The sequence below is a fragment of the Rufibacter sp. XAAS-G3-1 genome, assembly GCF_013623775.1.
Classification (GTDB): domain Bacteria; phylum Bacteroidota; class Bacteroidia; order Cytophagales; family Hymenobacteraceae; genus Nibribacter.
Window position 1 is genome coordinate 485,536 of record NZ_JABFAM010000005.1, and the last position, 14,340, is coordinate 499,875.

Annotated in this window: 8 protein-coding genes; 5 read left to right on the plus strand and 3 right to left on the minus strand. The window is 52.0% G+C overall.

All coding sequences use genetic code 11. The features are described 5' to 3' along the window. Positions 1-38 precede the first annotated feature (38 nt). The 5 genes from rimO to HHO50_RS06360 all read left to right on the plus strand — a co-directional run bounded on the left by rimO (position 39) and on the right by HHO50_RS06360 (position 9,777). A complete protein-coding gene (gene rimO / locus HHO50_RS06340) occupies positions 39-1,406 on the plus strand; it encodes a 30S ribosomal protein S12 methylthiotransferase RimO (RefSeq protein WP_181305146.1) in 1,368 nt (455 codons plus the stop codon). Between the two features lie 734 nt (positions 1,407-2,140). Next, entirely contained in the window at positions 2,141-3,697 is a 1,557-nt protein-coding gene (gene bshC, locus HHO50_RS06345) for a bacillithiol biosynthesis cysteine-adding enzyme BshC (RefSeq protein ID WP_181305147.1), read from the plus strand. A gap of 2 nt (positions 3,698-3,699) precedes the next feature. Next, positions 3,700-4,269, plus strand: coding sequence for a 5-formyltetrahydrofolate cyclo-ligase (locus tag HHO50_RS06350; protein WP_181305148.1), 570 nt, complete (start codon positions 3,700-3,702; stop codon positions 4,267-4,269). Positions 4,270-5,214: 945 nt separating this feature from the next. Then, positions 5,215-8,346: a SusC/RagA family TonB-linked outer membrane protein gene (locus tag HHO50_RS06355; RefSeq protein WP_181305149.1), complete on the plus strand. Its 3,132-nt coding sequence runs from the start codon at positions 5,215-5,217 to the stop codon at positions 8,344-8,346. A gap of 12 nt (positions 8,347-8,358) precedes the next feature. Continuing rightward, a complete protein-coding gene (locus HHO50_RS06360; protein ID WP_181305150.1) occupies positions 8,359-9,777 on the plus strand; it encodes a SusD/RagB family nutrient-binding outer membrane lipoprotein in 1,419 nt (472 codons plus the stop codon). A gap of 96 nt (positions 9,778-9,873) precedes the next feature. On the opposite strand, the gene HHO50_RS06365 is transcribed toward HHO50_RS06360, so the two are convergent. From HHO50_RS06365 to HHO50_RS06375, 3 genes are all read right to left on the minus strand, one after another. After that, on the minus strand, positions 9,874-10,257 hold the full coding sequence (locus HHO50_RS06365) for an SRPBCC domain-containing protein (protein ID WP_181305151.1): 384 nt from the start codon (positions 10,255-10,257) through the stop codon (positions 9,874-9,876). Positions 10,258-10,316: 59 nt separating this feature from the next. Continuing rightward, on the minus strand, positions 10,317-10,907 hold the full coding sequence (locus HHO50_RS06370) for a hypothetical protein (RefSeq protein WP_181305152.1): 591 nt from the start codon (positions 10,905-10,907) through the stop codon (positions 10,317-10,319). Positions 10,908-11,406: 499 nt separating this feature from the next. Next, positions 11,407-13,917, minus strand: coding sequence for a DPP IV N-terminal domain-containing protein (locus HHO50_RS06375; RefSeq protein WP_181305153.1), 2,511 nt, complete (start codon positions 13,915-13,917; stop codon positions 11,407-11,409). Between the last annotated feature and the right edge of the window lie 423 nt (positions 13,918-14,340).

Sequence of the window (14,340 nt, forward strand, 5' to 3'; positions counted from 1 at the left end):
GAGTGGGTTTTGCCTTAGATTAACCGTATTGCATTTCCGTGAAAGTAAGATCCCTTAAACAAGACAAATACAACGTGATCACGCTGGGTTGCTCCAAAAACCTGGTAGACTCTGAGGTGCTCATGGGCCAGTTGCAGGCCAACGACCGCCACGTGGTGCATGACTCAGAGAAAGACGACGCCAACATCATCATCGTGAATACCTGCGGCTTCATTGACAACGCCAAGCAGGAATCCATTGACACCATTCTGCGCTACGCCGATGCCAAAGAAGCGGGCGCGATTGATAAATTATACGTCACCGGTTGCCTTTCGCAGCGCTACAAAGACTCCCTGGAAGCCGAGATTCCGCAGGTAGATGCGTATTTCGGAACCCTGGAACTGCCAGCTTTGCTGAAAACCCTGGAGGCCGATTACAAGCACGAACTCATCGGGGAACGCCTAATTACTACGCCCAAGCACTACGCCTACTTCAAAATCGCCGAAGGCTGCAACCGTCCCTGCTCATTCTGCGCCATTCCGCTCATGCGCGGCAAGCACGTAGACCGGCCTATGGATAGCTTAGTGGCAGAAGCTACCCGCTTGGCGAACATGGGCACTAAAGAATTGATTCTGATTGCCCAGGACTTGACCTACTACGGCCTGCAACACTACGGTGAGCGCAAACTAGCTGAGCTATTGCAGCGCCTCTCAGACGTGAACGGCATTGAGTGGATCAGGATGCAATACGCTTACCCAAGCCAGTTCCCGATGGATGCGCTGGACGTAATGGTAGAACGCGAGAACATCTGCAAGTACCTGGACATGCCCTTGCAGCACATCTCAGACAACATGCTCAAAACCATGCGCCGCGGCATCTCCAAACGCCGTACGCTGGAGTTGGTAGACACCATCCGGCAGCGCGTGCCGGACATCGCCCTGCGGACTACGTTGATTGCCGGCCATCCCGGCGAGACGCAGCAGGATTTTGAGGAAATGTACCGCTGGGTAGAAGACACCAGGTTTGACCGTCTGGGCATCTTCACCTACAGCCATGAGGAAAACACTCACTCGCACACGCTGGTAGACAACGTGCCGGATGAAGTGAAACAGGAACGTGCCGATGCCATCATGGAGCTGCAACAGGGTATTTCCATGGAGATGAACGAGGAGAAAGTGGGCAATACCTACAAAGTACTCTTCGATCGCAAAGAAAGCGGCTATTTCGTGGGCCGTACCCAGTACGATTCTCCCGAAGTAGACAACGAAGTGCTGGTGCCCGCTGATTCCACCTACGTGCGCCTCGGCGATTTTGCCCACGTAAAAATCACTGATTCTTCTGACTTTGACCTGTATGGCGAGGTCGTTACCAATAACTACGCTCCAACAGAGAAAGAAACCGCTGCGCATTTACCGTCTGTTTTGTAAGAAACGGCGCTAAAACGAAAGGGTAATATTGTTAGATTAGACCTCACAGGTTTTTGAAACCTGTGAGGTCTTTTTGTTTTCTGAAATTTGGGGCAGTTGGCGCAGACACTCGTAGGATCTCCGGACGCTACGGGGCCTTTTGAGTTGGCGGTGTTACGGTTTGAGACAGCAATGCGTGTAATCGGCAGGTGTAAACATCCCCCTTCGCCCCCTTCAAAGGGGGAGTATCTGCTTTAGAAGGGTAAATACTAGAGGTAAAGTTCAGCCAATACTCTCTACAACTTTCCCCAGTTCCAGTCTTTCCCGAGCGCGCCTCGCTTTTGGCCCTGAATAGACACCAGCTAAGAGAGACAGGCAGTACAGGCCGAAAGGGCAGTGCGAGAGGGGAAGACGGGGCCTCGCGGCCGTGAGCGCTTAGCGGAAGCTATGAAAAGAGCCGCACTTGCACCCACGCAGTAAGCGGTCAAGCCAAGGGAACAGCATATTCCGTGCACCTGCACCCACGCACCATGCGGACAAGCCAAGGGAACAGCAAACTGCATGCACAAACTAATATCCAAACAAAGCAGACAAGCAAGGGAACAGCATATTCCGTGCAAACTATCTGAACTACAGAAGAAGGTTTCCTATACAACACCATCCATAGCGGGCGTAGAAACGTACTACGGATATTATTCTGAAAATAGAGTTTACCTTTGCACGGCAAGCAGGCTCAATGCCGCTGTACCCCAGATATGAAAGTTTCCTGTATTGACTATAGCGCCACCGGTGCCTTTTCTGCCCTTGTGCTGGACTATCTTCGGAAAGATGCCAGGCTTCAGCCGTTTTACGCCCATTTCCCGGAAATCAGCGCGTTTTCTACGCTAATCAAGGAGCGGAACTTTCCAGTGGAGCAGCGGCAGATTCTGGCGGAGGAACTGCACCGGCAGTACCAGGGCGTGGCGATGCCGGAGGCAGTGCAGGCTAATATTTCGGCTTTAGCCGAGGGGCAGACCTTCACCATTACTACCGGTCATCAGCTTAACCTCTTTACAGGGCCGCTTTACTTTATCTATAAGCTTGTCACGGCTATTAACACGGCCCGTGCACTGCAGAAAGCGTATCCAGACCAGAAGTTTGTGCCCGTGTACTGGATGGCCACCGAAGACCATGACTTTGCCGAGGTGAACCATTTCACGCTCTTCGGGAAGAAGTACGCCTGGGAGAGCGATGCCAAAGGGGCCGTGGGCCGATTCTCTACCGATGGGCTGAATGAACTGCTGGACGAGATGCCCGAAAGCTACCCGCTCTTTGAGCAAGCCTATACCGAGAGTACTACGCTGGCCGAGGCCATGCGCCACATTGTGAACGGCCTGTTTGGAGAATACGGCGTGGTCTGCGTAGACGGCGATACTCCAGCGTTGAAACGGGCGTTCAGCTCTGTCGCGCAGCGGGAATTGACCGAGCAGGTAGGGTTCTCTGCCGTGACCAAAACCAACGCGGCGCTGGAGAAGCATTACAAGCCGCAGGTAATGGTGCGGGAAATCAATCTCTTTTACTTAGATACTAACCTGCGCGAACGCATTGTGCGGGAAGGCAGCCAGTACCAGGTTCTGAACACCGGTCTGGTTTTCACACAGGAACAGATTCTGCAACTGGCCCAAGACCAACCCGAGAGATTCAGCCCCAACGTGGTGTTGCGGCCCTTGTACCAGGAGCTGGTGTTGCCTAATCTGGCCTACATTGGCGGCGGGGCCGAGGTGGCCTATTGGTTCCAGTTGAAAGGGCTGTTTGAGGTGTTTGGAGTGCCGTATCCGGCGGTGATGCTGCGCAACTCGGCCCTGTACATCACCAAAGCCAATGCCCAGCGTCTGGAGAAACTGGGCTTTACGGTAACCGAGATGTTCAAAGAACTGCCAGACCTGAAGAAGCGCCTCGCCGAGCTGTTGAACCAGCAGGAAGTGAATCTGGAGCAACAGCGCACTGCGCTGGAAGCGGTTTTCCGGCAGGCAGAGGACATAGCCCGGGCCATTGATCCTACGTTAGTGAAAGCCGTGGGGGCCGAGGCGCAAAAAGCCCAGAACAGCCTGCAGATGCTGGAAAAGAAGCTGACCAAGGCCGTTGAAAACAAAAATGATACGGCTTACAACCAGTTGGCTAACCTAAAGGAAAAGCTTTTCCCCGCGGGGGTATTGCAGGAGCGCGTAGACAATCTGCTTACCTACCAAACCAACAATCCGGGCTTTATTCAGGAATTGGTAGACGCCTTTGAGCCGTTTGCCTATCGCTTCACCGTGCTTCAGGAGGAATAACCATGGCCTTGAAAGCGGATCTCAGGAAGGAATATTCATGTAAACGGAAGCAGTACTCCGCTGAAGAGTTGGACGCCCGTAGCCAGAAGATTGCCGATCTTTTCGTTTCTGTCTACGCCCCCCAGGCAGGGCAGACCATCCATACTTTTCTGCCCATCCGCCAGCAACAGGAGATCAACACCTGGCTTATCATCCGGCGGCTATGGCAGCAACAGGTGCAGGTGGCGGTACCGGTGGCTAACCCGCTGGACTTTTCCATGACCCATTTCCTGTTTACCCCAGATACTCCGCTACAAGAAACCAAATGGGGAATTCCTGAGCCGGTAAATGCCTTGCCCCTTCCCGAGTCTGAGATAGATATGGTTCTGGTTCCTTTGCTGGTGTTTGATTTGCAAGGCCACCGGGTGGGGTACGGCAAAGGCTTTTATGACCGTTTTCTGGCTCTTTTACCCAAAGCAAGCCAAAAACTGGGCCTGTCCCTGGAGCCTCCCATTGAGGTGATTGATGATGTGCACGTCAATGACCTAACGTTGGATGCCGTTATTACCCCCTCCCAGGTTTTTAAGTTCTAGCCGTTGCCGCAAGGCAGTTAGGCAAAATTGACTTATCCACTCCTTTCCGCTGAGCTTTTTGCCTGGATTTCAAAATCCAGGTCAAAAAAGATCATGCGGGCCATGGGGGTAAACCCGATGGTGATTGTCTCTCAAAGACGAATTGCTCCGCCTTTCCCGTAGCAGATGCTTTCAAGCCATTGCTTTTGCTGAGAACGTCCTTCAAAGAGGTATAAGCTGGCAGGTGTACATGAGCGGCTTGCCCATGGTAACGCAACTTGCCCTCTACTGCTTCTTTTTTGCGAACTCCTGTGCCTTCACCGGCTCCCATCTGATTTCTAGTGTTTGATTCTGCCGGATTTTTCTGTCAATAAGATGTAAGGTCTCCCAGAGAGAAGGTCGTTTAGCTTTTCCTAAAAAGGACATGGCCCCGCAGCGTTTTTAAGGAACCTGTTTAGGGTTTTTCAGAAACCGGCATTTTAAAGTAATTTCTCTGGTGCAAGCGTTTGCCGGTACCGTCGTTTTTAGGCTACTTTTATGAAAACAGGTCAAAAACGAGAGGTTTAAGTAAGTAGACAGAAAGAAGTAGATATTTCCTTTTCCTTGTCATCCTGAAAGGAGCTTGGTGGCGAGCGGTAGTAGCGCCTAAACAAAGCTTCTCTAGTTCGCCCACAAGATCTTTCCAAGATGACAGAATGTATATTTTAATTTGTCCTGCTCCTTATCTGTACATGGCCGCAAGCATCCGCTCGGGTCGCCGTTTTCAGGGTATTTTTATGAAAATAGGCCAAAAACACTAGATAGTTTCAAGGAAGGCTTTAGTGCTCGGCAAAAAAAAAGAGTAATTTTTTGCGCCGTTTTTAGGAGATATTTAAAATTATGAATATAATCCGGTCTCAATCTCCCGCATACCAGATATATTTCCTATTGCTTTCATTATCTTACCCAACTAAACTGTAACAAAGCATGAAAAAAACATTACTCTTATTCCTGGTGCTACTTTCTTCGCTGAGCATGGCCTTTGCGCAGCAGCGGGAAATCACCGGCAAGGTAACTGCCTCAGATGACGGCACTGCCTTGCCGGGTGTTAGCGTGGTAGTCAAAGGCACCACCAACGGAACCTCTACCGATGCGAGCGGTAACTTCAGTATTCGCGTGGCAGACAATGCCGCCGTTCTGGTTCTGAGTTATTTGGGGTACGTTCCCAGAGAAGTGCCCGTGTTAAACCAATCCACTCTAAACCTTAGCCTCACCCCAGACAACCAGCAACTGGGGGAAGTAGTGGTGACCGCCCTCGGGATTTCCCGGGAGAAGCGGGCGCTGGGCTACGCCACCCAGGAAGTGAAAGCCGAGGACATCTCCCGCAGCCGCCAGCCCAACGTGCTCAATGCGTTGCAGGGGCAGGTAGCCGGGGCCCAGATCTCCAGTACCGGCGGTGCCCCCGGCCAGGGAACCAGCATCAGAATCAGGGGGGTGAACTCCATTGACGCGGGCAGGTCCAACGAGCCGCTGTTTGTGATAGATGGGGTCTTGATGGATAACTCTACCTCCACCTTCGGCGATGATGCTTCCCTGAGGGGCATGAGCAACCGCGCCGCCGACATCAACCCAGATGATATTGCCAGTATCAACATTCTGAAAGGTGGGGCCGCCACGGCTTTGTATGGCTTAAGAGGAGCCAACGGCGTGGTGGTCATCACTACCAAAAAAGGCCAGGAAGGCTCCTTTAGAGTGAATTTCACCAGTAGCTTTGGGGTGGAGAATGTGAACAAGTTCCCAGAAGTGCAGCGTACCTACACGCAAGGGTACATGGGGGTTTACGACCCCAACAGTTTCTGGCCGGCCTGGGGCCCAACCGTAGCCGAGGCGCGGGAAATTGACCCCACCCACCCAGAAGAACTCTATAATAACCTTGAAAACGGGTACCAAACCGGTAAGCAGTACAGAAACTCGCTTTCTTTCTCTGGTGGCACAGAAAAAGTAACCTTCCTTTCTTCCCTGTCTTACCTGGACCACGAAGGCGTATTGCCTTTCACCGACTACAAGAACTTCTCTGCCCGCCTGAACACCGAGGTGAAAATAAGTGAGAAGTTTAGGACGGGGGCCAATTTCAACTTCATCAACTCCGGCGGGTACCGCTACAACGCCGACTATTACGGCGAAAGCCTGGCCTATTTCACAGACCGTTGGGACGTTAAGGACTACCAGAATCCAGACGGAACCCAAAAGTCACCCGGTGGTAATGACAACCCCCTTTACGGAGCCGCCACCAACCGCATGAAGGATAACGTGAACCGTTTCATTGGGGGCTTAACGTTTGGGTACTCTCCGTACCAGTGGCTGGACTTCAACTACAGAGTAGGCCTGGACACGTACACCGACAACAGATTGTCTACCGCCCCCGGTCTGCGCGGTATACCCGGCGAGAACAACTCTCCTAATGGGATTACTGGGCTTGAGGGGAGAGGGTATGTGGGTGAGTACAATACAAGTTTCAGGGCCATCAACTCCACCTTCGTGGCCACGCTCACGCACAACTTCGGCAGCGACCTGAAAGCTACCCTGCGCTTAGGCCATGACCTGTATGACAGAAGCATCAAACAAGTGGGGGTAATGGGGGCAGATCTTACCGTTTTTGATTGGTTTAACCTCGGAAACGCCAAAAAAGTGACCGCCAGCCAAAGCGAGTCAGACTATCGCCTGATGGGGATCTTTGGGGAAGCAACCCTTGATTACAAAGACTTTCTTTACCTCACCTTGACCGGAAGGAATGACGTGACCTCCTCCCTTAGAAGTCCCAACAACTCTTTCTTCTATCCGTCGGTGAGTTTAGGGTACGTGTTCTCCGAGCAGTTTGAACTTCCTTCTTTCATTAAGTATGGTAAACTGCGGCTCTCCTACGCCAAAGTAGGGAAAGATGCCTTGCCTTACTCCACTTCTACCGGGTACTCTGCTTACACCAGCCTTGCCTCTGGTTTAACCGGTTTCACTAGAGCCGCGGTGTTGGGAGACCCTAACCTGAAGCCTGAATTCACGAACACCTATGAAGCAGGCCTGGAGATGAATTTCCTGAACAACCGCTTAGGGTTTGACTTAACCTATTACCATTCCCTCAGCGAAGACCAAATCATCAACATTGCCGTTTCCAACACTACCGGTTACACCAATGCCGCGGTGAACGCCGGCACTATGAAAAACAGGGGAATTGAGGTGGTTTTGAACGCCACCCCTATCCAGAAAGGCGACTTTAGATGGGACACCAAACTGATCTACTCTGCCAACAGAAATGAGGTAGTGAGCTTACGGGAGGGCCTTACGGAGATTGCGATGGGTTCCCATTTCGGCTACCTGAACGCAGGGGTCACCATGAAAATAGTACCGGGGCAACCTTACGGTAACCTGTACGGCACCCATTACCTGCGCTACTACGGCACTGATACCCCAGACCCCATGTTTACGGACACTTCCAGGCCAATGGTGATTGGAGCAAATGGTTTCCCGGTGCTTGCCCCTGCCAGAAGCCAGAAAATCCTGGGCAACACCCAGCCTGACTGGATTGGCGGTTTCACCAATACCTTCAGCTTCAAAGGCCTCAGTCTGTCGGCTGTGATTGACGCCCGCTATGGTCAGGAGAAATACAACCAGCTGGAGAACTTCTACTCCGCCTTCGGCAAGGCAGACTACACCGCCAACCGCAACGAGTTCCATGTGTTTGAGGGAGTGTTGGCAGACGGCACCCCTAACACCAAGCAAGTATGGTTAGGCCAAGGAAAGGGGCCAGATGGCGTAGATTATGGGGTTGGTTACTACCGTACTATTCATAGAGCAGTCTCTGAAGAATTTGTGCAGGATGCCTCCTGGATAAGGTTGCGTACGCTTACCCTCAACTACAGCCTGCCTACTGCCTGGCTTCCGCAGAAGTTTATCAAAAATGCCTCTCTTTCCGCCACCGGCAACAACCTGTGGCTGTCAACGGATTATTATGGCTATGACCCCGAGACAAGCTCTTTTAGCAGCGGAAGCAACGTAGATGGTTTCTCGGGCTTTACCTATCCGGCTGTCAGAAGCTTCTTTTTCACCCTTAATGTAGGTTTCTAACCTTTAAAGTATATGAAAAAAGTCTATAGATATATTCTCCCCTTTGTAGTGATAGGGGGCCTGGGGCTACAGAGCTGTGATGACTACTTTGACCTGAATGAAAACCCCAATCAGGTGTCCAATCCGTCGCTGGCTTCCTTGCTTTCCACCGCTACCCACAAATCTGGGGCTACCAACTACAGCGTAGCCAGCATCACCTCTTATTTTGCCCAACACCTGGCCAACCCGTCTCCCTCCGGGGCCACCGATACCTACGAGATAGCTAACTACTCCGGCACCTGGAATTCGCTTTACCTGGCCATGGCCGATATTTACGACCTGCGGAAAAAAGCGGTAGAATTGGGCAACAGTGAGTACCTGGGCGTGGCCAATGTATTGATGGCCTACAACCTGGCCATGGTCACTGATTTATTTGGCGATGCCCCTTACTCAGAGGCGTTCAACTTGAGCTCGCTTGCGCCTAAATATGACAGCCAGGAGCAACTGTACGCAGAAACCCTTACCTTGCTCAACGAGGCCATCACAGAACTGGCCAAAGCTGACGCGCCCGTTAAGCTAGATGCCGCCAGTGACTTGATCTATGCCGGCAACCGGGCCAAGTGGCTTAAACTGGCGTATGCCCTCAAGGCGCGGCAGTTAAACAAAGTAAGCAAAACCGCCTCGTACGCACCCGCACAGGTATTAACGGCCGTAGAAAATTCTTTCACCAGCAACGCCGATGATGCAGGGATGAATTCTTTCTTCAGCCGCAACTTTTGGGCGGGAGTGGCTTTGTCCAATTCAAACAACTTGTTGGGCGGGTGGCTGTCAGAACAACTGGTTGACCACTTGAACGGCACCACCTATGGGTTCGTAGACCCGCGGCTTTCCAAGATCGCCTCGGCTACGGTCACCAACACCTATATAGGCACTATCAACGGTGCTGGGAACCGAGGCACTGCCAGCACCACGTTGAAAGATGAAAGTTACATTTCCCTGACTTCCCCTTTCACCAGCGACACCTCGCCCATCTTTTTGGTGACCTACGCCGAGCTGAAATTCGTGGAGGCCGAGGCTGCTTTCCGGGCCAATGACAAAGCCCGGGCGTATACCGCCTACCTAGCGGGCATCAGTGCCAGCATGGACAAGCTTGGGGTCTCAGCCACCGACAAAGCCGCCTACCTGGCCAACCCGGCCGTGGGCGTAGGGGCCGCTAACCTTACCCTGGAGCTCATCTTCAAGGAGAAATACGTGACCACCTACCTCAATCCGGAAGCCTGGAACGATGCCCGCCGGTTTGACTACCAGTACAAGAACTTCACGCTGCCGGCCAATGCCGCCCTTACCACTTTCATTAGACGGGTATCCTACCCAACCGATGAAATCAGCCGGAACGGAGCCAACGTGCCAGCCGTAGGTTCATTAGCTGACAGATTGTGGTGGGATAAATAAGCTGTTTCCATCAATTATAAACAGAAGGGGCCGGTACACTACCGGCCTCTTCTGTTTTCATGCCGTCTTAAGAAAAACGGCATGAAAACGTTTTGCCTACTGCTCTTCAAAAAACGATAACAAAGCCCCGGCGTAACTGTCATTCCAGCCTTCTACCAGATCATCATAAGCTTCCTCTGGGATGTTGGTCTGCTTTACTTCCATGGAGCAGCCCTGCTTGTGCGGGTGCAGTTTGATGGTGACAATAGAATCTTCGGGTTCGCCTTCAAAATACCACTGCTGCACGATCTTCCTGTTTTCCTCGAAGGCCAGGTTCTTGCCCACAATGCTGCCCTCCCAGAGCGAGAACTCGGTACCGGGCTCCGTGGACATCTCGGCTGGCTCGCCCGTCCAGATTTCCAGCGTGATGGGGTTGGTTAGCGCTATATACACTTCTTCTGGGGTGGCGGGCAGGAGGTAATACTTCTTAAATTCTTTCATAGAGATAAACGTGTTGGGCGAAGGTAAAATGGCGGTGGGTAGTCTGCTGCTTCCTGCTCCTACTTTATTTCGGTGATGTCTCCCTGGGGCGAAATCTTGAACCGTTTGCGGGTGACGGTGAGTTTTCTGGTGTTGGGAACCTCATTGTACTCCGCGTCAAATTGCCAGCGGGTGGTGCTGTCTATGTGCACAATGGTGAAGTCTTTCTGAATGGTGTACTGCTCACTGTGCTTGATGCCGGGCTCCTCCCCGCAGGGCGTGAATTTCAGATCCTGCTCGTCTAGCTTGGTGCCGTCTGGATGGTAGGTTCTAATTCTGGGGATCGTTTCATCGGCGGGGAAAAGCAGCAATAAGGCAGTCACCTCTTTACTGACGGGAAAGCGGCGGTAAGGGAGTTCATGAGGTTTTAGGTAATGACTGGCCACCGTAGTGTCTAACCTGGGGCCGATGGCATAGTCAAAAGCGCACGTGGCTTTAAAGGGTAAAGGCAACACGGGCAGTTCAGCAGAAAAGCTGGCAAAGGAAACGGCAGGGGCAGCATCTACCACCTGTTCTACCGAAGGGTTGGTTTCATATTGAGCCGTGTTGTCTCTGGAGCAGGAAGTAAGTGCGCCTAAAAAGAGCAACAGCCCGAAAAGCATTTTTCTCATAGAAGCTTTATACGGAAAATTCTATATAAAAGGCTTGGTCTGGGGCCAGAAGCTACCTTCCAACCTGCTGCCGGGCGCTTTCCCTTTCTGTTTTTGCCTCATTTTCTGAAAAAGAGGCGAAAAACCGGAACAGCTCACAAGATGCCCTTGCCGTAAATCAGCGCCATAGCAGAACCAAAAAGGAGGAAATCTGATGCAGAAGAGTGCTCTCGGATTGGACTTTCGACATTTTATTTAAAAGGAATGTTTTCACTCGCTCGCGTCCCGCGAGTGTTCTGTTCTAGTTTATCATTACTTTGACTATCTAAATCTCTAACAATTCTACTGCAAGGGTTTCCCTCCAAGATAAGCTTGAAAGGGGTGAGCTTAGCGCTCCAGCGTCTCCTGCAAAGGCGTAAGAAAGCAAACCAACCAGGTTCTGTTGAAGTGACTGTATGATGAAAAAAGCCGCACCCCATTCAAGGGCTGCGGCTTTTGGGTGCTCCGTTCTGATGGGAGATTATTCCTCGTCTTCAGGAGTGGCTCTACGGGCAGCCTGAGGTCTCTTGTTGGTTTGTTCCGTCTCTTTATTGATCTCGGTAATGTCTACCGTTTGGGAGAAGTCGCCCAGCAGGTGTTTAGAGAAATAATCAGCGGTCATCCAGAAGGAATACTCGGTCATGTCACCGTAGCCGTGGCGTTGACCAGGCATGAGCACCAGATCAAAGCGTTTGTTGGCTTTAATCAGGGCATCGGCCATTCTAATGGTATTGGCGGGGTGCACGTTGTTGTCCACGTCGCCGTGGGTAAGGAGCAGGTGCCCTTTCAGGTTCTTGGCCAGGTCTGGGTTTTTGTCAATGGCGTACTGGAACGTGGTATCGCCTTTGGCGGTGATCACTTCTTTTACGCCGTGGTGTTTCTCAGACCACCAGCGGTTGTAAATGTTGTTCTCATGGTTACCAGCACCAGATACCGCCACCTTGAAGAAGTCGGGGTACACCAGCATAGCAGCGGTAGACATGAATCCGCCGCCGGAGTGACCGGTGATACCTACTTTATCCGCATCAATGAAGTCATATTTGTCTGCCAATTGCTCTACAGCGGCCTTCTTGTCTGCCAAGCCGTAATCACGCAGGTTGCCGTAACCGTAGGTGTGGTACCATTTGGAGCGGGCCGGGTGACCGCCGCGGTTTCCTACGGTAATCACAATGAACCCCAGTTGCGCCAGACGATCCATGCGGTCCATGCTTCTGCCGAAGGCTTTGTTCACGGCTTCGGTCTGGGGGCCTGGATAGATGTACTCAATGATGGGGTATTTCTTGGTAGAGTCAAAGTCAAAAGGTTTGTACATGACCCCGTACAAATCGGTCACGCCGTCATCTGCTTTCACTTTAAACGGCTCCGGGAATTTGTACCCGGCGGCCATTAGGCTAGACAAGTCGGCCGTTTCCAGATCCATCACTTTCTTGCCGTTGCTGTTATACAAGGCAGATTTGGGCACTGTATTCACGCGCGATGAGGTGTTCACGAAGAACTTGCGGCTGTCGTTCATGCTCACCTGGTGGTCAAAGTTGCCGCTGTTCAATAGTTTGAGGCCAGAACCGTCAAAGTTGATGCGGTACAGGTGCAGGTAATACGGGTCTTCCTTGGCTTCGCGGCCGTTGGCGGTGAAGTAAAGCACGCGGGCTTTGTCATCAATCCCTATAATCTCTTCGCAGTGGAAAGGGCCCTTGGTGATCTGGTTTTTCAGTTTGCCGTTGCCGTCGTACAGGTAGAAGTGTCCCCAACCGTCACGCTCAGACCAGTGGATCAGCTCGTTTCCGCCGTTCACCAGGCCTACGCGGCTTACCTCTACATAGGTGTTGAACCGCTCGTCAATCAAAGGTTTTACGGTGCCGGTAGGAACATCCAGAGAAAGTACGTCAATCTTCTTCAGGTCGCGGCTGGTGCGGGTAAAATAGACCTTGTCTCTGGTGCCGTGCCATAGGTTGGCGCGGAACTCGTCATCACGGGAGCTTTGCTTGGCGGGTGCCGGCCACACCGAGATCTCCTGGTCTTTGAAAGCGGCGGCGTTGATCTTCTTAGCGGTTTTGTCCGTGAAGTTGAACAAAAGCAATTCTCTGACGGGCGCTTCTTTCTCGCCGGGCATCTGGTACTTGTAGGTTTCCAAAGCCGGACGGCCAGCGGCGGTGTTGTGCAGTACCCACAGGTCTTTCACTTTGCGGGCATCGGTGCGGGTCATGATGAAGTACTTAGAATCTGGCGACCACATAAGGAAGGCGGGCTTCCGGTTCTTTCTGTTTTTCTCGCGCTCCACGTTGGTTTCGCCTTGAGAGTCGCCGTAGGAATAGTGCTCCACGCCATCGGTGGTGAACTTGGTTTCTACAATGGTAGAGTCTTTCTCGTTCTTGAGGGCTTTCTCATAGTTGGCGCGATCCATCCAGTACAGGTTATGCTCTTTGGCGAACACCACAAATTTCTGATCGGGCGAGATGGAGGCCCACGTAGGCTTGCGTTTCGGCTTATTGTAATCCTTTAGCTCGGTCAGTTTGCGGGTGGCCAGGTTATACTGAAAATAGTGGGTTTTCTTCTCCAGCGAATCGGCGGCCTTTTTATCAATCCGGTCTTTCTTTACCTGATCAATGGTGCTTTTGACCTCAAACTGAACGTTCTTCTCGTCATCGGTGAACTTGAGGTTCTCCAGCGGAAGGTGCTGCGCATCAAAGGGGTCACGTACCACCAGGGTGATGTCGGCGGCCAGCTGGTCGGTGTTGAAGATGGCTTGTTTTGACTTTTTAGCCGGGTCTACAAGGTACCAGTTCTTGCCGTTGGAAGTCTCGTACATGTACCAGAACCGGTCGGTTTGCTTGAGCCAGTGCGGGTCTAAGCTGGTGGTGAAGATAAGCTTTTCCAGTTTTTTAGGGGAGAAACGGGAGGCCAACTGGTAATTGGCTTTGGCAGGTTGCCCCGTTTGGGCGTGCCCTCCCAGGCTTACCAACAGAAAGGCAGCCAGAAAATAAAGGGTTCTCATGTAAAGGGTTTTGTATGGTACTGTTTGGAAGTTGGAAGATACGGAATTAAGGGTAGATTTTAACAAAGGGTTGGATGGATGGGGACGTCGTTCTCTTGTTGTGCATCATTTGCTGTGCGTGGAGTTAGCGCCAGCGCTCTACGCACTTGGTGGACAGCCAATCTCCTGATTGGCGAAACGGGTGAGCTGCTTACTTTCTACTTCCTTTCTTACTAGGCTCAGGCTACAGATGCGCTCTGCGCACGTTTGTCAGGTTGATCCTTGCTGTTCAACCTAACCACAAGAATGGAGAAGCCCTGAACCCGCTGCCGCTCAGACAGGCGGTACTTCAGGAAGGTACCACCCGGTAAAAGCCTTCCGTTCCATAGGGAGCTTGGGTTATTGCTGTCTGGACTGCCGCTGCTTGCGCTTCCCCTCGCTTCG

Excerpts from the sequence above, each read along its gene's own strand:
- bshC (WP_181305147.1), top strand. The coding sequence starts at position 2,141 with ATGAAAGTTTCCTGTATTGACTATAGCGCCACCGGTGCCTTTTCTGCC.
- HHO50_RS06350 (WP_181305148.1), top strand. The coding sequence starts at position 3,700 with ATGGCCTTGAAAGCGGATCTCAGGAAGGAATATTCATGTAAACGGAAG.
- HHO50_RS06355 (WP_181305149.1), top strand. The coding sequence starts at position 5,215 with ATGAAAAAAACATTACTCTTATTCCTGGTGCTACTTTCTTCGCTGAGC.
- HHO50_RS06360 (WP_181305150.1), top strand. The coding sequence starts at position 8,359 with ATGAAAAAAGTCTATAGATATATTCTCCCCTTTGTAGTGATAGGGGGC.
- HHO50_RS06365 (WP_181305151.1), bottom strand. The coding sequence starts at position 10,257 with ATGAAAGAATTTAAGAAGTATTACCTCCTGCCCGCCACCCCAGAAGAA.
- HHO50_RS06370 (WP_181305152.1), bottom strand. The coding sequence starts at position 10,907 with ATGAGAAAAATGCTTTTCGGGCTGTTGCTCTTTTTAGGCGCACTTACT.
- HHO50_RS06375 (WP_181305153.1), bottom strand. The coding sequence starts at position 13,917 with ATGAGAACCCTTTATTTTCTGGCTGCCTTTCTGTTGGTAAGCCTGGGA.